Annotated in this window: 17 protein-coding genes; 8 read left to right on the top strand and 9 right to left on the bottom strand. The window is 72.6% G+C overall.

Annotated features, from left to right (window positions below):
• Positions 1 to 48: 48 nt before the first annotated feature.
• The gene (locus ACFYL6_RS07920; protein ID WP_112681335.1) at positions 49 to 291 is read left to right on the top strand and encodes a mycoredoxin; all 243 of its coding nucleotides are present in this window, start codon (positions 49 to 51) and stop codon (positions 289 to 291) included.
• Here ACFYL6_RS07920 and ACFYL6_RS07925 read toward each other — a convergent pair.
• Positions 281 to 1,657 carry an MFS transporter gene (locus tag ACFYL6_RS07925; RefSeq protein WP_387168972.1) on the bottom strand — a complete coding sequence of 459 codons (1,377 nt, stop codon included), beginning with the start codon at positions 1,655 to 1,657 and terminating at the stop codon, positions 281 to 283. The two genes, ACFYL6_RS07920 and ACFYL6_RS07925, sit on opposite strands and share 11 nt — an antisense overlap.
• A gap of 216 nt (positions 1,658 to 1,873) precedes the next feature.
• Between ACFYL6_RS07925 and ACFYL6_RS07930 the strand changes: the two genes are divergently transcribed.
• From ACFYL6_RS07930 to ACFYL6_RS07940, 3 genes are all read left to right on the top strand, one after another.
• Entirely contained in the window at positions 1,874 to 2,854 is a 981-nt protein-coding gene (locus ACFYL6_RS07930; protein ID WP_387168975.1) for a helix-turn-helix domain-containing protein, read from the top strand.
• Positions 2,855 to 2,928: 74 nt separating this feature from the next.
• Positions 2,929 to 3,168, top strand: a complete 240-nt coding sequence (locus ACFYL6_RS07935) for a DUF397 domain-containing protein (protein WP_030337575.1) — start codon at positions 2,929 to 2,931, stop codon at positions 3,166 to 3,168.
• A gap of 228 nt (positions 3,169 to 3,396) precedes the next feature.
• On the top strand, positions 3,397 to 3,672 hold the full coding sequence (locus ACFYL6_RS07940; RefSeq protein WP_387168978.1) for a hypothetical protein: 276 nt from the start codon (positions 3,397 to 3,399) through the stop codon (positions 3,670 to 3,672).
• 127 nt (positions 3,673 to 3,799) lie between these two features.
• On the opposite strand, the gene nudC is transcribed toward ACFYL6_RS07940, so the two are convergent.
• The 4 genes from nudC to ACFYL6_RS07960 all read right to left on the bottom strand — a co-directional run bounded on the left by nudC (position 3,800) and on the right by ACFYL6_RS07960 (position 8,591).
• A complete protein-coding gene (gene nudC, locus ACFYL6_RS07945; RefSeq protein WP_387168981.1) occupies positions 3,800 to 4,759 on the bottom strand; it encodes an NAD(+) diphosphatase in 960 nt (319 codons plus the stop codon).
• The gene (locus ACFYL6_RS07950; RefSeq protein WP_387169524.1) at positions 4,756 to 6,093 is read right to left on the bottom strand and encodes a M16 family metallopeptidase; all 1,338 of its coding nucleotides are present in this window, start codon (positions 6,091 to 6,093) and stop codon (positions 4,756 to 4,758) included. The genes nudC and ACFYL6_RS07950 overlap by 4 nt, the downstream gene beginning before the upstream one ends.
• A 61-nt stretch (positions 6,094 to 6,154) precedes the next feature.
• Positions 6,155 to 7,465, bottom strand: a complete 1,311-nt coding sequence (locus ACFYL6_RS07955) for a M16 family metallopeptidase (RefSeq protein WP_387168984.1) — start codon at positions 7,463 to 7,465, stop codon at positions 6,155 to 6,157.
• Between the two features lie 10 nt (positions 7,466 to 7,475).
• Entirely contained in the window at positions 7,476 to 8,591 is a 1,116-nt protein-coding gene (locus ACFYL6_RS07960; RefSeq protein ID WP_387168987.1) for an LLM class flavin-dependent oxidoreductase, read from the bottom strand.
• Between the two features lie 173 nt (positions 8,592 to 8,764).
• On the opposite strand from ACFYL6_RS07960, the gene ACFYL6_RS07965 reads away from it, so the two are divergent.
• Genes ACFYL6_RS07965 through ACFYL6_RS07980 form a run of 4 tightly spaced genes read left to right on the top strand, consistent with a single transcriptional unit; the run spans position 8,765 to position 11,939 of the window.
• Positions 8,765 to 9,829 (top strand): ABC transporter substrate-binding protein, encoded by a 1,065-nt coding sequence (locus tag ACFYL6_RS07965; RefSeq protein WP_387168990.1) that lies wholly within the window; start codon positions 8,765 to 8,767, stop codon positions 9,827 to 9,829.
• Entirely contained in the window at positions 9,826 to 10,605 is a 780-nt protein-coding gene (locus ACFYL6_RS07970; protein WP_387168993.1) for an ABC transporter ATP-binding protein, read from the top strand. Before ACFYL6_RS07965 ends, ACFYL6_RS07970 begins: the two co-directional genes overlap by 4 nt.
• Entirely contained in the window at positions 10,595 to 11,479 is an 885-nt protein-coding gene (locus ACFYL6_RS07975) for an ABC transporter permease (RefSeq protein ID WP_387168996.1), read from the top strand. Before ACFYL6_RS07970 ends, ACFYL6_RS07975 begins: the two co-directional genes overlap by 11 nt.
• Before the next feature lies 1 nt (position 11,480).
• Complete coding sequence (locus tag ACFYL6_RS07980) at positions 11,481 to 11,939, top strand: RrF2 family transcriptional regulator (RefSeq protein WP_387169000.1); 459 nt, start codon at positions 11,481 to 11,483, stop codon at positions 11,937 to 11,939.
• A 369-nt stretch (positions 11,940 to 12,308) separates the two neighbouring features.
• Here ACFYL6_RS07980 and ACFYL6_RS07985 read toward each other — a convergent pair whose 3' ends face one another.
• The 4 genes from ACFYL6_RS07985 to ACFYL6_RS08000 form a co-directional block, all read right to left on the bottom strand.
• Positions 12,309 to 12,509 (bottom strand): hypothetical protein, encoded by a 201-nt coding sequence (locus ACFYL6_RS07985; RefSeq protein ID WP_091406170.1) that lies wholly within the window; start codon positions 12,507 to 12,509, stop codon positions 12,309 to 12,311.
• A 418-nt stretch (positions 12,510 to 12,927) separates the two neighbouring features.
• Complete coding sequence (locus tag ACFYL6_RS07990; RefSeq protein ID WP_387169003.1) at positions 12,928 to 14,241, bottom strand: DEAD/DEAH box helicase; 1,314 nt, start codon at positions 14,239 to 14,241, stop codon at positions 12,928 to 12,930.
• Positions 14,242 to 14,464: 223 nt separating this feature from the next.
• A complete protein-coding gene (locus tag ACFYL6_RS07995; RefSeq protein WP_007464836.1) occupies positions 14,465 to 14,668 on the bottom strand; it encodes a cold-shock protein in 204 nt (67 codons plus the stop codon).
• A 226-nt stretch (positions 14,669 to 14,894) separates the two neighbouring features.
• Positions 14,895 to 18,419 (bottom strand): ATP-dependent helicase, encoded by a 3,525-nt coding sequence (locus tag ACFYL6_RS08000; RefSeq protein ID WP_387169006.1) that lies wholly within the window; start codon positions 18,417 to 18,419, stop codon positions 14,895 to 14,897.
• Positions 18,420 to 18,473: the final 54 nt, after the last annotated feature.

An 18,473-nucleotide genomic window follows, 5' to 3' on the forward strand; every position in this document is an offset into this window, starting at 1 on the left:
CTCGGCTTGATCCGCAAGCCGCGGCCGGAGGAGTTGGAGGATCCGACCATGCTGACGATGTATTCCACCCCCTGGTGCGGCTACTGCCACCGGCTGAAGTCGCAGCTCGACCGGGAGGGCATCGGTTACGAGGTGGTCGACATCGAGCAGGACCCGAAGGCCGCGGATTTCGTGATGAGCGTCAACGGCGGCAACCAGACGGTGCCGACGCTACGCTTCGCCGACGGCAGTGCCCTGACGAATCCCTCGATCACCCAGGTCAAGCAACACCTGGAGACGCTCAACGCCTGATCTGCCGGTTCATTCTCGGCGAGCGGCCGCCCCACCCGGGGCGGCCGCTCGCTTTGTTCGGGAACGGGTCACGGTGGCGACGGTCGGTGGATGCCGGGAGCCCGGGTCGGTCGGCGTCCTCGGCCGGCCGGCGGGGCGCCGGGAGCGTCGGGCGGGTGGGTGGTGTCGGCGGGCGGGCCCCGGTAGTCGGCGCGCTCAGGTGCCGGCCCCGCCACAGGTAGCTGCCGGCGGCCAGGGTGGCCACCCCGACCAGCGCGAACAGCAGCCGGTAGTCCAGGAACCCGACCAGCAGGGCACCCGCCCCGATGGAGAACGCCTGCGGCCCGCTGACCACCGCCTGGGTGGCGGCGGCGACCCGGCCGACAAGCGCAGGCGGGGTGCGGCGCTGGATCAGCGTGTGCAACCCGACCATCGTCAGCGGGAGCGAGACCCCGGCCAGCAGCACCGCCACGAACCCGAGCCGCAGATCGGGGTACGCGAGCGCGAGCGCGGCCGGCGAGAAGAAGGCGACCCCGGCGGCCAGCGTGCCGACCTCCCCGAGCCGGCGGACCAGCGTCGGTGAGCAGAGCCCACCGAGCAACCCGCCCACGCCCTGCACGGTGACCAGCACGCCCACGAACGCGGCATCCCGGTTCAGCCCCTGGTCGACGTACGCGAAGATGAGCGACTCGCTGAAGCCCATCACCAGTGACCCGAGCCCGTAGCCGAGCAGGGCCCGCCGCAGGGCCGGCTCGCCGGCCAGGTGCCGTAGGCCGGCGCCCAGCTCCGCCGGCCACCGCAGCCGTACGGCCGGCGGCACCTGTTGCGGGGTGGGTAGCGCTGTCACCACCGTCGCCGCGGTCAGAAATCCGACCATGCCGATTCCGGCAAGCACCCACCCGCCGAGCGCCGCGTAGAGCGCCGCGCCCACCAGCGGGCCGACCAGTCGTATCCCCTGACGTACGGTCTGGAGCACGCCGTTCGCCTCGGCCAGCAGCTCGACCGGCACCATCTCGCGGATGAGCCCGCTGAGCGCCGCGCCGAGCGTGATGGACGAGAGTCCGTACAGGGCGGCCACCAGATAGACGATCCAGACGTCGCCCGCGTCGCGGACGGTGAACAACGGGGCGAGCAGGGCCGCGGTCAGCACGTTCGCGCCCAGGAAGAACGGCCGGCGCGGGTAGCGGTCGACGACCCAGCCGACCAGCGGTGCCAGCGTCATCGGGGCGATGACCGCGAAGATGGTGGCACCGGCCAACCCGTTCGAGCCAGTCAGATCCTTGACCCAGATGGCGAGTGCGAGCAGCAGGATCGACTCGGCCGTCATGCTGGCCAGCAGGCCGCCGAAGAGCAGACGGAAGTCGGGTCGGCGCAGGATCGTGCGCATGGGGGTCCCTCCGGCGGGATGGCCTGCCCAGCTGGGCGAGGTCGACGGGCCGCGACCGCGGGTCCGTCGTCAGCCGGCATTCCCGTGGTCCGATTTTCGCAAGACACGCCCTCGCCGGAACCTCCGACACCGGTCGCGCCGTCCATACTGACCGTGGGGGGCGAATTTCATACAGTTACCGTCGCGTCTGCGGCGGTCGACGGGAAAGAGGACACTGTGCCTCCTGCCGCACCCAGCCCGATCCTGCGTCGTCGCCGGTTGGGCATCGAGCTGCGCCGCCTGCGTGAGGCCGCGGGCCTCACCGGCGATCAGGTCATCGAGCGTATCGGTTGGGCCTCGGCGTCCAAACTGTCCCGCTTGGAGAACGGCCGCAGCCGACCGGACCCGCAGGACGTCGCCGATCTGCTCGACCTCTACGGCGCCGACCAGGCGCTGCACGACGAACTACTGGGCATCACCAACGAGGCCGGCGACATGCGCGGCTGGTTGAAGAACTTTCCGGTGATGACGCAGCAACAGCGCAGCTGGGCCGAGTTGGAAGCGGGTTGCGCGGAGATCTCCGAGTACAACCCGGTGCTGGTGCCGGGCCTGTTGCAGACCCCCGGGTACGCCCAGCTCCGCATCGTGTCGGCCCGGCAGGTGAGCGCGGGCGCGGGCGAGCCGGAGCCCGGCGACGAGGCGGAGACCGAGGTGCAGGCGCGGCTGGCCCGCCAGTCGCTGTTGACCCGGGAGCCGCACGCTCCCCGCTACACGGCAGTGCTGGAGGAGGCGGCTCTCGGCCGCCGGGCCGGGCCGCCGGAGGTGCTGCACGAGCAACTGCTCCAACTCTGCGAGCTGGCGCTGCTGCCCAACGTGACCCTGCACGTGCTGCTCCGGGACACCCAGGTCGGCAATTGGTACCTTCCGCCGACCGCCTTCTCGGTCTATCGGTTCGCCGATCCCCTCGATCCGGAGACATTGGCCATCGAAGGTGGCTTCACCGACGTCATGTCGACCGAGGCAATCACGCTAAATCGCTATAAAGTGGTGTTCGAGTGGCTATGCACGGCGGCACTTGACGCCTCGGACACCCTCTCCTGGCTGATCGAGGCGACGGGACGGCTGACCGAGGCGACGCCCCCATCCACTGTGGCGTTCGGGCCGGCAACGGCGCCGACCCAACGCCGCCGGGACTCGGGGCGGCTGACGGACCGGTGATCCACGGGGGACCCTCCGTCGGGACGTGCGGCACCACTCGTCCCATTGGATCGCTGCACATCAGGAGCAGAACCATGAACGACATCCGCAACACGCCGTCCGTCTCCGCCCACTCGTTGGCGGACGCCCCGTGGCGTACCAGCACACGCAGCCAGACCTCCAACTGTGTGGAGGTCGCCCCGCTCGCCACTGGCCCGTCGGCCGTCGCCCTACGCGACAGCAAGGACCGGGGCGGCCCGGTGCTGCTGTTCAACCGCGCGGGGTGGCTCGGCTTCATCACCGGAGCGAAGAAGGGCCAGTTCGATCTGAACTGATTCGGTGACCGGGTACGGGGCCGTCGGCGCACCGCCGGCGGCCCCGTCGCGTCGCACCCGCCGCTCTACGATCCGGCGACCCCACTGAGCAGCCATCCGCTGATCGGACGAGGCTCGAAACCGATAGGCGCGTTTCAGTTGCTGAGATGAACACGCGGCGTAACATGACCCTCGAGTACGTGGAACTTCCACACTGGCTCATCCGTCGCGGTTCATCCGGAGACCCTCATGCGGTTCCTGATCGTTCGCACCGACATCCGCGCCGTCGCTGACGGGGACATCGCCGCCGCCTGGGCGGACGGCCACCGACTTCGCGACGAGACGACCACGCCCGAGCCACGTCGGCAGATCGTGCACGCCGAGGACCGGGACGCCGCACTGCTGCTGGCCCGCGCCCTGGCCACCGTCGGCGCGGTCCGCGCCGGCAAGCAACGGGTCAAGGTCCTGCCGCTGATCGAGCCGCGGCCCGCCTTCCGACACAGACCGGGCCGCACCGGCATCTGAATCCACAGGTCGTCCGTCGTGGTCGGACCGGCTCCCCCGCCGCGTTTCTCGCACCCACCGACCACGACGGCCCGTGTTCCCGGCCCGTGACCGCCGCGGCAACGGCGGCCACGGGCCGGGACCGTGCTCAGCGGTCGGCGTCCACCCAGCCGTCCAGCCAGCGGTGGATGAGGAACAGCGCGATCGACGACGGTGGCGGCAGGATCAGTTGGGCCCCATCGCCCACGTCCACCGTCTGCCCGGCCAACGCCGCACCGATCTCCCGGCGGGAGAACCACCGGGCGTACGCGATCTCGGACGGGTCGACCCGCACCGGCTCGGCCGGGTTCGCGGTGGCCAGGAAGCCCAACATCAGCGAGCCGGGGAACGGCCACGCCTGGCTGCCCACGTACCCGATGCGCTCGACCCCGATGCCCACCTCCTCGCGGACCTCGCGCAGCACGGCCGCCTCCGCCGACTCGCCCGGCTCCACATAGCCGGCCAGGCAGGAGTAGCGCCGACCACCCGGGGTGCCCTGCCAGCTGACGTTGTTGCCGAGCAGGCAGCGGCCGTCCGGGCCGTCCACACCATCGTGGACGAGCACGATCATCGCCGGATCGGTGCGCGGCCAGATCCGCCCACCGTTGCGGTCCACCCGGGACCAACCCGCCTCGTCCATCGCGGTCGGCGCGCCGGTGCTCGCCGAGTAACCGTGTCGGGTGTGCCAGTTGACCAGCGCCAGCGCGGTGGTGAAGATGCCGGCCTCCCGGTCGGCGAGCAGGTGACCCACCTCCCGGAGGTGGACCGCCCTGGTCCCCGGGATCGCCGGCAGCGGCGCGTCGACCGCGAAGACCGGCACCCCGTCCGGCTCGACACCCAGGAACATCGCCGTCGACTCGGACCCGGCGGGCACGTCGCCCGCCCCGAACAGCACCAACGTCGGAGGCGACTTCTCGGTGCGGGCCAGCGTCCGACCCTCGTCGGTCGAGTCGAGCAACAGCACCCGGGCGCGCAACCACGCCTCGGTCAACCACTGCGAGTCACCCCGCCGGTGCGCGGCCCGGTCCAGCGTGGACCTCGCCAACGGCGGCGCCGCCTCCCCACTCACGGTCGTGGCTCGGCGTGAACCGTGGTCAGCGCGGCCAGCCCCGGGGTGATCCGCTCCGCGTCGCCGAGCACCACGATCGCCGCCCGAGCCGGGGCCAGGTACCGGGCCGCCGCCTGCGCGACGTCGTCGATGCTCGCCTTCGCCAACCGCGCCGCGTACTCCGCGAGGAAGTCCAGGCGCAGACCGTTGCCCGCGTACGCGCTGGTCAGGGCCGCCAACCCGGCCTGGGTGGACATGCCGAGCTGGAGGGTGCCCAGGGCGTACTGCCGGGCCTGCTCCAACTCCTCCGGCTTCGGCGGCAGCGACGCCAACCGACCCAGCTCGTACGTCGTCTCCAGCAGCGCCGGACCGGTGACCTCGGTGGCCACGTCGGCGGCGGCCACCAGCACCGACCCGGCGACCGAGTGCTCGATCAGCGAGTGCGGGCCGTACGTGTAGCCCTTGTCCTCGCGGATGTTCTCCACCCACCGGGACGAGAAGTAGCCGCCGAAGATCAGGTTGGCCAGTTGCAGCGGGGCGTGGTCCGGGTCGGTGCGGGACACCGCCGGCAGCGCGATCCGCAGCGAGGACTGCACCGAGCCCGGCCGGTCGACCAGCAGCAGTGGCCCCGGCTCCAGGGGCGGCGTCGCCGGCAGTTCGGCCGTACGCCCGGCACCCGACCAGCCGCCGAGCGCCCGCTCGGCCGCGTCCAGTGCCTTCTCCGGCTGGACGTCACCGACCAGCACCAGCTGCGCGCCGGTCGGATGGACCCGCTCCGAGTGCAGGGTGCGCAGCGCCGCCGGTCGGACGGCGCGGATCTGGCCGGGCTCCGGCGTCTGCGTCGCGTACGGGTGCCGGCCGTAGATCCGCTTGAGCAGCGCCTCCCGGGCCAGGTGCGACGGTTGGCTCTGCGCCACCTGGATCCGGTCGACCAGCCGGTCCCGTTCGGTGGCCACCTCGTCGCCGGGGTAGCTGGCGCCGGTCAGCACCTCGGCCAGCAGCTCCAGCATCCGGTCCAGACCGGTGACCAGGCCGGCGCCGGAGAGCATCAGCCGGTCCGGGTCGACGCCCGCGGAGAGCCCGCCGCCCACCTTCTGCAACTCGGCGGCGATCTGCACGCTGGTCATCGACTCGGTGCCGGAGAGCATGGTCTGCGAGAGCATCGCGCCGCGGGCCAGGTGGACCCGGCCGAACGGCACCCAGAGCCGCAGTTCGACAAGGGGTACGGCGGGCCGGCGTACGGCGATCACGGTGAGACCGTTGCGCAGCGTGCGCTCGGCCTGCTTGGGCACCTTGAGCTTGCGGGTCGGACCGAGCGGCGGCAGCGTACGCGGCCCGACCGGAGCAGTAGCGATACTCACTGTGTCACCTTCGTTCGCGACTGCGGGGCTCGCAAAACCGGCTCACTCCTCGCGCTCACCGAACACCTCCGGCAATGACCTCGATGGCGGCCCGACGCTCCGGGCGCAGGGTGGCCGCGGCAGCCCGGACCTGCTCCTCGGTAACCTCGCCGACCAGCCGGGGCAACTCGTTGAGCAGACCCGGTTCGCCGCGTTGCTGCTCCAGCACGGCCATCCGCAGCGCCCGACCGAGCACCGCGTCAGTGTCCCGCAGCAGGTGGGTCGCCATCCGGGCCTGGGTGCGGGCCAGCTCACCGTCGGTCAGCCCGTCGGTGGACAGCCGGTCCAACTCCTCGTCGATGGTGCGCAGCACCTTGTCCACATCGCCGCCGGGCGGCAGGTGCGCCTGCAACAGCAGCGCGGTGGGATCGCGGACGTCGAACGGGTCGCCCATGAACCCGAGGTATCCGCCGAGGGTGGTCACCATGCGGTCCCGCTGCACGAGCCGCTCGACCAGCCGCGACGCGTCGCCGTCGGTGAGCACCTCGGCCAGCACCACGTACGGCAGGTAGCCGGCGAAGTCGGTGACGGGGTCGGGCACGCGCCAGGCGCCGGCCACCGCCGGCAGCGGCGCCAGGGCATCGGTGTACGAGGTGCGCCGCTCGGCGCTCAGGTCGGGCTCGGTGAAGTCGGGTCGTTTCGGTGCCGGCCGGGCCGGCACGTCGCCGAAGTGCCGGGTGACCAGCTCGGTCGCCTCGGCCACGTCGATGTCGCCGCTGACGGCCAGCACGGCGTTGCCGCTGGCGTAGTAGCGGCGGAAGAAGTCGGCGGCGTCGGCGACGGTCGCCGACTCCAGGTCGTCGAAGGAGCCGTAGCCGTCGTGGGCGTTCGGGAAGGTGTCGAACATGACCGGTGGCAGGGTCAACCAGGGGAAGCCGCCGTACGGCCGGTTGAGGACGTTGACCCGGATCTCCTCCTTGACCACGTCGACCTGGTTGCGCAGGTTCTCCTCGGTCAGCCGGGGGCCGCGCATCCGGTCCGCCTCCAGGAACAGCGCGCGTTCCAGCGCGTTGCTCGGCAGCGTCTCGAAGTAGTCGGTGTAGTCCAGGTGGGTGGAGCCGTTGAACGTGCCACCCGCGCCCTGCACGTGCCGGAAGTGGGCCAGCTTCTCCAGGTTCTCCGAGCCCTGGAACATCAGGTGCTCGAAGAGGTGGGCGAAGCCGGTCCGCCCCTCCGGCTCCGAGCGGATGCCGACGTCGTAGACCACCGCCACCCCGATCACCGGGGCACTGCGATCGGGGGTGAGCACCACCCGCAGGCCGTTGTCGAGGGTGAACCGCTCGACCGGATACTTCGTCGCTGGAATTCTGGATCTCCGCGCCGCCACGGAGTCGACCCTAGCGCGTCGACACCTCCGCCACCCGCGACCTTCCCGGAGCCGCCGCGACCGGGGCGGTCACCAGGGGCAGCACCTCGGCGCCGACCCGCTCGGCCTCCTCGCGGTGCGGCCAGCCGGAGAGGATGAACTCGTCGACGCCGAGCGCGGCGTACTCGTCGATCCGGGCCGCGACCTCGGCGTAGCTGCCGACCAGCGCGGTGCCGGCGCCCTCGCGGACCAGGCCGACGCCGGCCCAGAGGTTCGGTGCGACGGTGAGCCCGTCGGTGCGGCCGGCGTTCAGCGCGGCCATCCGGGCCTGACCCACCGAGTCCATCCGACGGAACCGGGCCTGGGCGGCGGCGATCCGCTCCGGGCTCATCCCGGCCAACAGCCGGTCGGCCTCCGCCCACGCCTCGGCGCTTGTCGACCGGGCGATGACGTGCAGCCGGAGGCCCGTGCGCAGGGTGCGGCCCTGCTCGGCGGCGAGCGCCCGGACCCGGGCGACCCGGGCCGCGATCGACGCCGGCGGTTCACCCCACATCAGGTACACGTCGGCCTGTCGGGCGGCCACCGTCTCGGCGGCCGGGGACGCGCCGCCGAAGTAGACCGGCGGCGGCGCGGCGAGCGGGGTGGCCAGGCCCCCGCCGTCGACCCGGTAGTGCTTTCCGGCGTAGTCGAACGGCCCGCCGGCCCAGGCGCGGCGAAGCACCTCGACGAACTCGCCGGTGCGCGCGTAGCGGTCGTCGTGCCCGAGGAAGTCGCCGTACGCCCGCTGCTCGGCGGGGTCGCCCCCGGTGACGATGTTGAGCGACAGCCGGCCACCCGAGATGGCCTGGAACGCCTCGGCCTGCTGGGCGATCAGGGTGGGCAGCGCGAAACCGGCCCGGACCGCGACCAGCATGCCGAGCCGCTCGGTGTGCTGGGCGACCGCCGCGCAGACGATCCACGGGTCGGGGCAGCCAGCGCCCACCGGTGTGAGAACGGCGGTGAACCCGTTCGCCTCGGCGGCCCGGCCAACCTCGGCCAGGTAGGCCACCGTCGCGGCCCGGTCGTGCCTCGCGGCCCCCGCGGTGACGGTGGCGGCACCGACCTGGTCGCCGTCGCCGGAGGTGGGCAGGAACCAGTGGAAGGTCATCGCGAAGTCGCCTCTCTGCCGGTGACCGAATGCCGATTACCCTAGCAAGCTGGTAGGAAATACCGACATAACTGAGACGCGCCATCCCGCCATGTGGATGGGCCTTGACGCTGAACGCAGCCTGGCCCACTCTTCCTACCAACTAAGTAGGAATACTGCGGATTGGATGGACGATGAGACGGCTCCCCCTGCGCCGGTTGGTCACCCTGGCCACCCTCGCCGTGGTCGGCGCGGCGACCCTGGGCAGCACCGCCGCGTGCGGCGACGACAGCGAGGGCGCGGGCGGCAGCTCCGGCCCGGTGACGCTGCGCCTCGGCTACTTCCCCAACATCACCCACGCGCCGGCGGTCGTCGGCGTGGAGAAGGGCATCTTCGCGGAAAAGCTCGGCACCAACGTCAAGCTGGACCCGAAGACCTTCAACGCCGGCCCGGCCGCCATCGAGGCGGTCTTCTCCGGCGCGCTGGACGCCACCTACATCGGTCCGAACCCGACCGTGAACGCCTTCTCCAAGTCCAAGGGCGAGGCCGTCCGGGTCATCTCCGGCGCGGCCTCCGGCGGCGTGGCGCTGGTGGTCAAGCCCGCCATCACCGGTGTGCAGGACCTGAAGGGCAAGAAGATCGCCACCCCGCAGCTGGGCAACACCCAGGACGTGGCGATCCGTTACTGGCTCAAGCAGCAGGGCCTCACCACCACCAAGGAGGGTGGTGGTGACGTCAAGATCGTGCCTCAGGAGAACGCCCAAACCGTCGAGACGTTCAACAGCGGCGCAATCGACGGCGCCTGGGTGCCCGAGCCGTTCGTCTCCCGCCTGGTCAACGCCGGCGGCAAGGTGCTGGTCGACGAGCGCGACCTGTGGCCGGACAAGAAGTTCGTCATCACCAACCTGCTGGTGAGCACCAAGTTCCTCAAGGCGCACCCGGACGTGGTTCAGAAGCTGGTCGACGGCCAGGTGGCCGCCAACGAGTTCGTCAACACCAAGCCGGAGGAGGCGCAGCAGGCCATCTCCGACGCGATCGGCAAGATCACCGGCAAGCCGCTGGACCTGAAGCTGATCAAGCAGGCGTGGCCGACGTTGGAGTTCACCAACGACCCGATCTCGTCCTCGCTCAAAGCCGGGCTCGACCATGCCGTCGACGTGGACCTGACCGAGCCGGTGGACCTCAAGGGCCTGTACGACCTGAAGTACCTCAACAACGCGCTGAAGGCGCAGGGCAAGCCCGAGGTCGTCCAACCATGACGTCGACCACGACGACGCCGCAGAGCGCGACCACCGCGGTCGCGCTCTCCGGCGTGACCAAGGTGTACGGGCGCGGGGCGAACGCCGTCCTGGCCCTGGACGGTGTGTCGCTGGACGTCGCGCCCGGCGAGTTCGTCTGTCTGGTCGGCGCGTCCGGCTGCGGCAAGAGCACGCTGCTCAACCTCGTGGCCGGGCTGGACCGGGTCAGCGGTGGGCAGATCACCCTGGCCGGCGACGCCAACCCGGGCCTGATGTTCCAGGAGCCGGCGCTCTTCCCGTGGCTGACCGTCGACGCCAACGTGGAGGTGCCCCTCAAGCTGCGCCGGCTCCCCCGCGCGCAGCGCCGCGAGCGGGTGGCCGAGCTGCTGCGGACCGTGCACCTGTCCGACTTCGGCCGCAAGCGCCCGCACGAGCTCTCCGGCGGAATGCGGCAGCGTGTCGCGCTGGCCCGCACGCTGGCCCTGGACACTCCGGTGCTGCTGATGGACGAGCCGTTCGGCGCGCTGGACGCTATGACCCGGGACATCCTGCACGACGAGCTGGAGCGGATCTGGTCCGAGCGCAAACTCTCGGTCCTCTTCGTGACGCACAACGTCCGCGAGGCGGCCCGACTGGCCGATCGGATCATCCTGCTCTCCAGCCGACCCGGCCGGATCATCTACTCCACCGAGGTGAACATCCCGCGCCCCCGCCGGATCGACTCCCCCGAGGTCGCCGCCATAGCCGCCGAGGTCACCGAGCGGCTCCGTACGGAGGTGGGCCGCCATGGCCAATGACACCCTCACCAGTTCGGCGCGTACCGACGCGGAGATCTCCGGGCTCGACGCGCTGGAGATCGCCGGCCGGGACAAGGAGGTCTCCCGGGGCGCCCGAATCTGGGCGGCCACCTGGCCCAAGCTCGCCGCGCTGGCCATCACCATCGCCGCCTGGCAGTTCGTGGTCTGGACGGGTTGGAAGCCGCCGTACTCGTTGCCGGGGCCGCTGGAGGTCGGCCGCGAGCTGATGACCCAGGCCCAGGGCCCGCAGCTCTGGGAAGGCATAGCCACCACGTTGCGTCGGGCCGCCGTCGGGTACGTCTTCTCGGTCGCCGTCGGCCTGCTGCTGGGCCTCGCGGTGGCCCGGTCCACGGTGCTGCGTGCCGCCATCGGCTCGATGATCACCGCGTTGCAGACCATGCCGTCGATCGCCTGGTTCCCGCTGGCCATTCTGCTCTTCGAGCTGAGCGAGAAGGCGATCTTCTTCGTGGTGGTGCTCGGCGCGGCACCGTCCATCGCCAACGGCGTGATCTCCGGGGTGGACTACGTGCCGCCGCTGCTGCTGCGCGCCGGCCGCAACCTGGGCGCCCGAGGTCTCAACCTCTACCGGTACGTCATCGCACCGGCCGCCCTGCCAGCCATCGTCGCCGGCCTCAAGCAGGGCTGGGCGTTCTCCTGGCGCAGCCTGATGGCCGGTGAGCTGCTCGTGGTCGGCATCTCGCAGACCTCGCTCGGCGCTCAGCTCACCTACTCCCGCGAGTTGTCCGACTCGCCCTGGCTGCTCTCCACGATGATCGTCATCCTGGTCGTCGGCCTGGTTGTGGACGCCGCGTTCGGCGCGGCGGACAAGGCGATCCGGCGCCGCTGGGGCGTACTGGACCAGGCTGGTCAGTGACGTGTTCGTCTCCGCGCGCAGCGACTACGCGCTCCGGGCGATGCTCGCCGTCGCTGCCGCCGGTGGTGGCGGCGACGGCGACAGGGTCGGCGAGTTGGTGAAGGCGGCCAGCCTGGCCGAGGTACAGGACATCCCGCTCAGCTTCCTGCAGGGCATCCTGCTCGACCTGCGCCGGGCCGGCCTGCTGCACAGCCATCGCGGTGCCGACGGCGGGTACGCGCTGACCCGCCCAGCCGACGAGATCACCGTCGGCGACGTGCTGCGCGCCGTCGGCGGCTCGCTCACGACGGTGCGCGGCCTGCCGGCCGAGCGGGCCGGCTATCACGGAGTGGCCGCCGGGCTCACCGACGTCTGGCTGGCGGTGCACGGGGCGATCGCCACGGTGGTCGACAGCACCACCCTGGCCGACCTGCTCACCCAAGCCCCGGGTCCGGTCAGCACCGACGCACCGCTCTCATGATCGCGCTCGATCATTGATGTAGTGGCCTCGCCCGCGCGGCGAGGGGCCTACTTCCTGGATCGAGCACGATCGTGAACGGGGGCGCCACGCTCGGGCTGCGGCGTTCGCGCTTCGGGCGGCGGCGTCGCGCTCGGGCGGTGGCGTCGCGCTCGGGCGGCGGCGTCGCGCTCGGGCGGCGGCGTCGCGCTCGGGCGGCGGCGTCGCGCTCGGGCGGCGGCGTCGCGCTCGGGCGGCGGCGTCGCGCTCGGGCGCGACCGAGGAGGACGTGTTGGTGATGTGGTCGGGTCGGTGCCCCGCCGACCCGACCACATCTCGTACCGATCCTGACCGGGCCTGCCCCTCCGCCGGCACCGGTAGGCCGGTCGCCGCTCAGCCCACGTGTGCGGTCGCCGGGCCGAGGCCCGGGTCGCCAGGACTGTGCAGCTCCACCAGACCGGCGGGAGCATTACCCGCCGGGGTGGCATGCCAGGGCGCGAAGGCCGCAACCATGGCGAGCAACAACCCGGCGAGCGCGACCGCGACCACCAGGATCAGTTCGCGCAGTGCTCCCGAGCCGGCTTCGCCCGCCATGGTCACCCCTCCCGCGCCGGGCCCCCCGCCCGACTTCCCCCGTCGGTCAGCCTCGACCACGACCGGCCGGGGCGCAGTCGGCCAGCCGACCCAGCGGAGGCTGATTACCGACTCAGCAGAGCGGGCCGCCCGGCGCCGCCGGCTGACCGGTCGGGCGGCACGGATAGCCGACCGGTCCGGCGGCACGGCCGACTAACCGCCCGGCGGCACGGCCCGCTGAGCGATCGGGCGGCACGGCCCGCTCACCGGCCGGCGGCACGGCCCGCTGAGCGATCGGGCGGCACGGCCCGCTGACCGGCCCGGCGGCACGGCCCGCTGACCGGCCCGGCGGCACGGCCCGCTGACCGGCCCGGAACACCGCGCAGACAAAACCGACCCGCCCCGCCGAAGCGGAACGGGTCGGTAGACGCGCAGAAGATCAGACGGTGCGGGGGCGGCGCGGGCGACGGGACCGGCCCGACGCGCGGTGCGCCGGCCGGGCGCCACCGTCGGTGGCCGCGCCGCCGGAGGTGCGAACCCGAGCGGCTGGCGCCGGCGGAGCGACGATGGTCACCGGCACGCCGGACGGCTCGCGGGCACCGGTCACCCGGGCCAGCGCGCCGTCACCCGGCCGCACCTGGACCGACTCGGGCCGGATGCCGGCGGTGGCCATCAGTCGGGACACGTCCCGACGCTGCTCCGGCAGGACCAGGGTGACCACGGAACCGGACTCGCCGGCCCGGGCGGTACGGCCGCCCCGGTGCAGGTAGTCCTTCGCCTCGGTCGGCGGGTCCACGTTGACCACCATGTCCAGGCCGTCCACGTGGATGCCACGGGCCGCCACGTCGGTGGCGACCAGGGCGGTCACCTGGCCGTTGCGGAACTGCTCCAGGATCCGGGTGCGCTGCGGCTGGGACTTGCCGCCGTGCAGCGCGGCCGCGCGTACGCCCTTGGAGAGCAGTTGGCGGGCCAACCGGTCGGCGCGGTGCTTGGTGCCCATGAACAGGATGGTGCGGCCCTCACGGGCGGCGATCCGGGTCAGCGCGTCGGGCTTGTCCGCGGCGTCGACGTGCAGCACGTGGTGGGTCATCGCGGTGACCGTCGCGGTGCCCGGGTCCACCGAGTGGGTGACCGGGTTGCTCAGGAAGCGACGGACCAGCCGGTCCACGCCGCCGTCCAGGGTCGCGGAGAAGAGCATCCGCTGCCCCTGCGGCGCGACCTGCTCCAGCAGCTTGGTGACCTGCGGCAGGAAGCCCATGTCGGCCATCTGGTCGGCCTCGTCGAGCACGGTGATCTCGACCTGGTCGAGCCGGGCGTCGCCACGGTTGATCAGGTCGTGCAGCCGACCGGGGGTGGCGACGACAACCTCGGTGCCGGCGCGCAGGGCGTCCGCCTGCCGCTGCAACGACAGCCCGCCGACGACGGTGGCGCAGCGCAGCCCGACGGCGCGGGCGTACGGGGCCAGGGCGGTGGTGACCTGCTGAGCCAGTTCGCGGGTCGGCACCAGCACCAGGGCCAGCGGGCGACCCGGCCGGGCCTTACGGCCGGCGGTGCGGGACAGCAGCGGAAGCCCGAAGGCGAGGGTCTTGCCGGAGCCGGTACGACCCCGGCCCAGCACGTCCCGGCCGGCGAGCGAGTCGGGCAGCGTCGCCGACTGGATCGGGAACGGCTCGGTGATGCCCTGCGCGGTCAGCGCGGTGAGCAGCGCCGGCGCCAGACCGGTATGAGCGAAAGAAGGAATAACTGTGGTCATGCGGAAGCCTTCCTCGACGCGGCACGTGTCGAGGGAGGGCGCCGAAGTCGGCGCTGTCACCGGCGGAAAAAGGCCGCCAGGACTCACAAGCACGAACCGAAAGGGAGTACAGGCCGGCCCGCCGCCGGGCTGCCGCCTGCGTACGCAGGCGGCAGCGGGGCGGGCCGGTCCCGTCACCGTCACACCCGGAGGGCGCGACAGGTAATGCTGACCGATCCGAAGATCAGAGCGGGCGGATGTTCTCCGCCTGCGGGCCCTTCTGGCCCTGGGTCACCTCGAACTCGACCCGCTGGTTCTCGTCCAGGCTCCGGTAGCCGGAGGACTGGATCGCCGAGAAGTGGGCGAAGACGTCAGCGCCGCCGCCGTCCGGGGTGATGAAGCCGAAGCCCTTGTCAGCGTTGAACCACTTCACGGTGCCAATAGCCATGTGTTTCGTCTCCTTGACGGAACGTCGGACACGCACTTGTTGCGTGCCCGAAGAGGAGCGCTCCGCGCGGGGATGCGCGAATCGCCTGTCGCTTCTGGTCGCCCCGCCCGGAGAACTCCGGACACAACAAAGAGCGCCTGGGGCCACAATCCCGCCAGGCGCACACAGAGTCTCTGGTAACCAAAACTGCAACCCGGTCAACCTACCACGGTTTTCCCCGCAGTGGTCAATGTTGGGCAGAATCCTCGGGCAACTGGGCGATCATGGCGGTGAGGCCCGTCACATCCAGCAGGTCGGCGGGCCGGACGGTCACACCGTGCCGGACGTAGTGGAACGCCGCGCCCACCCGGTCGACCGGCACGCCGGCCAGCTCCGCCCAGGCCAGCCGATACACGGCCAGCTGTACGGCGGCCACGTCGGCCGCCGGCCCGGTGGGCTGCGCGCCGGTCTTCCAGTCGACGACGTCGAACCGACCACCCGGCCGGGCGAAGACCGCGTCCATCCGGCCCCGCACCACCACTCCGGCGATCACCGTGGCGAACGGCACCTCCACCTCCACAGGTGACCGGTCGGCCCACTCGCTGGCCAGGAACCGCTCCTGAAGCTCGACCAGCGCCTCGTCGGGTGCGGCATCGGCGTCGGCCGCGCCGGGCAGCTCGTCCAGGTCCAGCAGGCGGTCGGCGCCGAAGCGCTGCTCCAACCAGGCGTGGAAGGCGGTGCCTCGGCGGGCGTACGGGTTGGGCTCGGCCGGCACCGGGCGGCGCAGCGTACGGGCCAGCGCCGCCGGATCGCGCCGCAACGCGACCAGTTGGGTGACGCTCAGCGCCCCGGGCAGCGCCACCTCGACCGCACCGGAGAGCCGGGTCAGCTCGGCGCGCTCCGCCAACAGCAGGTCCGCCTCACGCTGCCAGCGCGCTACCTCCGGGTCCACCTCCGGCTCGACCGGCTCGGCCTCCGACCCGACCGGCGCCACCGGTCCAGCGAGCACCGACCCGACCTGAGCCACCGGCCCGGGAAGCACCGACCCGACCGGAGCCGCCGGTCCAGCGAGCGCCGACCCGACCGGCGCCACCGACCCGGGAAGCACCGGCCCGACCGGCCCGGGAAGCGCTGCCGCCGGACCGTCGGCCATCAGGCGACGCACGAGCCCGGCCGCCTCGGCCAACGCCGGCCGGCGACCGCCCAGCGGGTCGGCAGGCCACTCCGCGCGGAGCACCACCTCGGCCGTGGGGTTCGTCGCGTCGGGGGTCGGCTCGGGCGCCCACGTGTCGATCAGGTGCCCCGGCCCGCCGTCGAGGCAGGCGTCGTACACCTCACGCAGGAAGACCGACGGACCTCGCGGTCGCTTCGTGCCCTCCCCCCACCAGTAACCGGAGCAGAGCAGCAGCCGGCGCGGCCGGGTCACCGCCACGTACGTCAGCCGGCGTTCCTCCCGCTCGTCGTGGGCCCGCCACGCGTCGGTGAAGTCGGTCACCGCCCGCGCCACGGCCCGCTGGTCCCCCGCCTCGTCGAGCGCCAACTCGGGCAGCCCGTCGGCGTCGCCGCGCAGCGGGAACGGCAGCACGCCCAGCCCACCCAGCCAGTGGTCGGAGTTGCGGACCGGCCCCGGCCACAGCCCACGACTGAGCCCGGCCACCGCCACCACGTCCCACTCCAGGCCCTTGGCCGCGTGCGCGGTGACCACCTGCACCGCGCCCTCCACCACCTCGACCTCGCCCGGCGCCAGACCACGCTCCTCGTCCTCGGCGGCGGCCAGGTAGGACAGGAAGCCGGACAGGGTCGCGCCGGGCGTCTCCCCGCTGAACCGGGCCGCCACGTCGCCGAGCGCGTCCAGGTGCCCCCGGGCCAGACCCGCGTCGCCGGCGCCGTCCCGGCCGGCCCGCACCGCGACCTCCACGTCCAGGCCGATGGTCCGCTCGATGTCCGCGATCAGGTCCGGCAGCGCCTGGTCCAGTCGGTAGCGCAGCAGCGCCAACTCCCGGCCGTACGCGCGCAGCCGCGCGAACCCCTCCGCCGAGTACGCCTGCGCCGGCCCCAGGTCGGCCAACGCCTCCACCAGGGTCGCCTCGTCCAACAAGTCGGGGCTGATCTCCGAGGCCTCGTCGGCGGCCACCTGTCGCCGGGCGTTCGCGATGGCCCGAGCCCGTCGGTGCAACGCCACCAGATCACGCGGCCCGATCCGCCAACGGGCGCCGGTGAGCAACCGCAGCAGCGCGGCGCCGTCGGTCGGGTCGGCCAGTACCCGCAGCGTGCAGACCACGTCGCGTACCTCGGGGGTGTCCAGCAGGCCACCCAGCCCGACCACCTCGACCGGAAGGCCCCGCTCACGCAGCGCCGACTCGATCGCCGGGATCTGGCTGCGTACCCGGACCAGCACGGCGGTCGTCGGGCGCCGCGCCACCGGGATGTGCTCCGGTGCGGCGCCCGGCATCCCGGCCGCCCCGCGCCAGGCGGCGAGCACGCTGTCGGCGATCCAGTCGGCCTCGTCGGCGTACGTGGGCAGCATCGCGCAGTGCACGGTGCCGCCGGCCGCACCGCCCGGGCTGCGGTGCGGGATCGGGTCCCGGACGGTCAGCGCGGAGCGCAGCTCCGGGACCCGGGCACCCGCAGCCCGCAGCGGGGTGGAGAGCGCGTTCGCCACCCGGAGGATCTCCGGGCGGTTGCGCCAACTCGTGGTGAGCCCCAGCGCCGGGGCCGGCTCACCGTTGGCGCGGGCGAACTCGGTGGGGAACCGGTCCAGGGTGCCCGCGCTGGCCCCCCGCCAGCCGTAGATCGACTGGCACGGGTCGCCCACCGCGGTCACCGGGTGCCCGCCACCGAACAGCGCGTTGAGCAACACCACCTGGGCGTGGCTGGTGTCCTGGTACTCGTCGAGCAGCACCACCCGGAAGCGGTCCCGCTCGATCACACCGACCCCCGGGTGGTCCCGGGCCACCCGGGCCGCCCGGGCGAGTTGGTCGGCGAAGTCCATCGCCTCGAAGTCCTCCTTGCGCCTGGCGTACGCCCGCACCAGCGGCAGCAGACGCAACCGGGTCTGCTGGAGGGTGAGCGCCTTGCGCACGTCGGCGTACACCCGGCCCGGCCGGGACTGCACCTCGGCGAAGAACCGACCGGTCCAGGCCGCCAGGTCGTCCGGCGCGACCAGATGCTCGTCCAGCTCCCCGGCGAGCGCCAGCACCGCGTCGGTGATGGTGCTCGGCATCCGGTCCACCTCGGACATGTCGCCGTCGTAGTTGCGCACCAGCAGGTCGACCAACTGCCAGCGGGACGCCTCGGTGAGCAGCCGGGTGGACGGCTCGTAGCCGGCCCGCAGCCCGTGCTCGGTGACGATCCGCCCGGCGTACGAGTGGTAGGTGGAGACGGTCGGCTCACCCGCGAGCGGATCGTCCAGTGGGTCCCGTCCCTGCCGGCCGAGGCGGCGGATGAGCTGGTCGAGCCGGGTGCGTACCCGATGGGCCAGCTCGCCGGCCGCCTTGCGGGTGAAGGTCAGCCCGAGGATCTGCTCCGGGCGCACGTACGAGTTGGCCACCAGCCAGACCACCCGCGCGGCCATCGTCTCGGTCTTGCCCGACCCGGCGCCCGCGACCACCAGCAGCGGCTCCACCGGAGCGGCGATGATCGCGGCCTGCTCCCGGGTGGGCGCCGGCAACCGCAGCAGCTTGGCCAGCTCCACCGGGGTGTACCGGGGGCCGGAGTCCGCGAGCCGGGGCGTCGGCGCGGGACCCGCGCCGAACAGGGTGGGCTGACTCACCGTGCCGTCTCAGTTCCCAACACCAGCGCACTCCTCGCCCTCACGGGTGCCGTC

This window comes from Micromonospora sp. NPDC007208, from assembly GCF_042869175.1.
GTDB lineage: Bacteria > Actinomycetota > Actinomycetes > Mycobacteriales > Micromonosporaceae > Micromonospora > Micromonospora foliorum.

Coding starts and splice junctions, on each gene's coding strand:
- ACFYL6_RS07920 (WP_112681335.1), top strand. CDS start 49: ATGCTGACGATGTATTCCACCCCCTGGTGCGGCTACTGCCACCGGCTG.
- ACFYL6_RS07925 (WP_387168972.1), bottom strand. CDS start 1,657: ATGCGCACGATCCTGCGCCGACCCGACTTCCGTCTGCTCTTCGGCGGC.
- ACFYL6_RS07935 (WP_030337575.1), top strand. CDS start 2,929: ATGAACGACATCCGCAACACGCCGTCCGTCTCCGCCCACTCGTTGGCG.
- ACFYL6_RS07940 (WP_387168978.1), top strand. CDS start 3,397: ATGCGGTTCCTGATCGTTCGCACCGACATCCGCGCCGTCGCTGACGGG.
- ACFYL6_RS07960 (WP_387168987.1), bottom strand. CDS start 8,591: ATGACCTTCCACTGGTTCCTGCCCACCTCCGGCGACGGCGACCAGGTC.
- ACFYL6_RS07965 (WP_387168990.1), top strand. CDS start 8,765: ATGAGACGGCTCCCCCTGCGCCGGTTGGTCACCCTGGCCACCCTCGCC.
- ACFYL6_RS07970 (WP_387168993.1), top strand. CDS start 9,826: ATGACGTCGACCACGACGACGCCGCAGAGCGCGACCACCGCGGTCGCG.
- ACFYL6_RS07975 (WP_387168996.1), top strand. CDS start 10,595: ATGGCCAATGACACCCTCACCAGTTCGGCGCGTACCGACGCGGAGATC.
- ACFYL6_RS07985 (WP_091406170.1), bottom strand. CDS start 12,509: ATGGCGGGCGAAGCCGGCTCGGGAGCACTGCGCGAACTGATCCTGGTG.
- ACFYL6_RS07990 (WP_387169003.1), bottom strand. CDS start 14,241: ATGACCACAGTTATTCCTTCTTTCGCTCATACCGGTCTGGCGCCGGCG.
- ACFYL6_RS07995 (WP_007464836.1), bottom strand. CDS start 14,668: ATGGCTATTGGCACCGTGAAGTGGTTCAACGCTGACAAGGGCTTCGGC.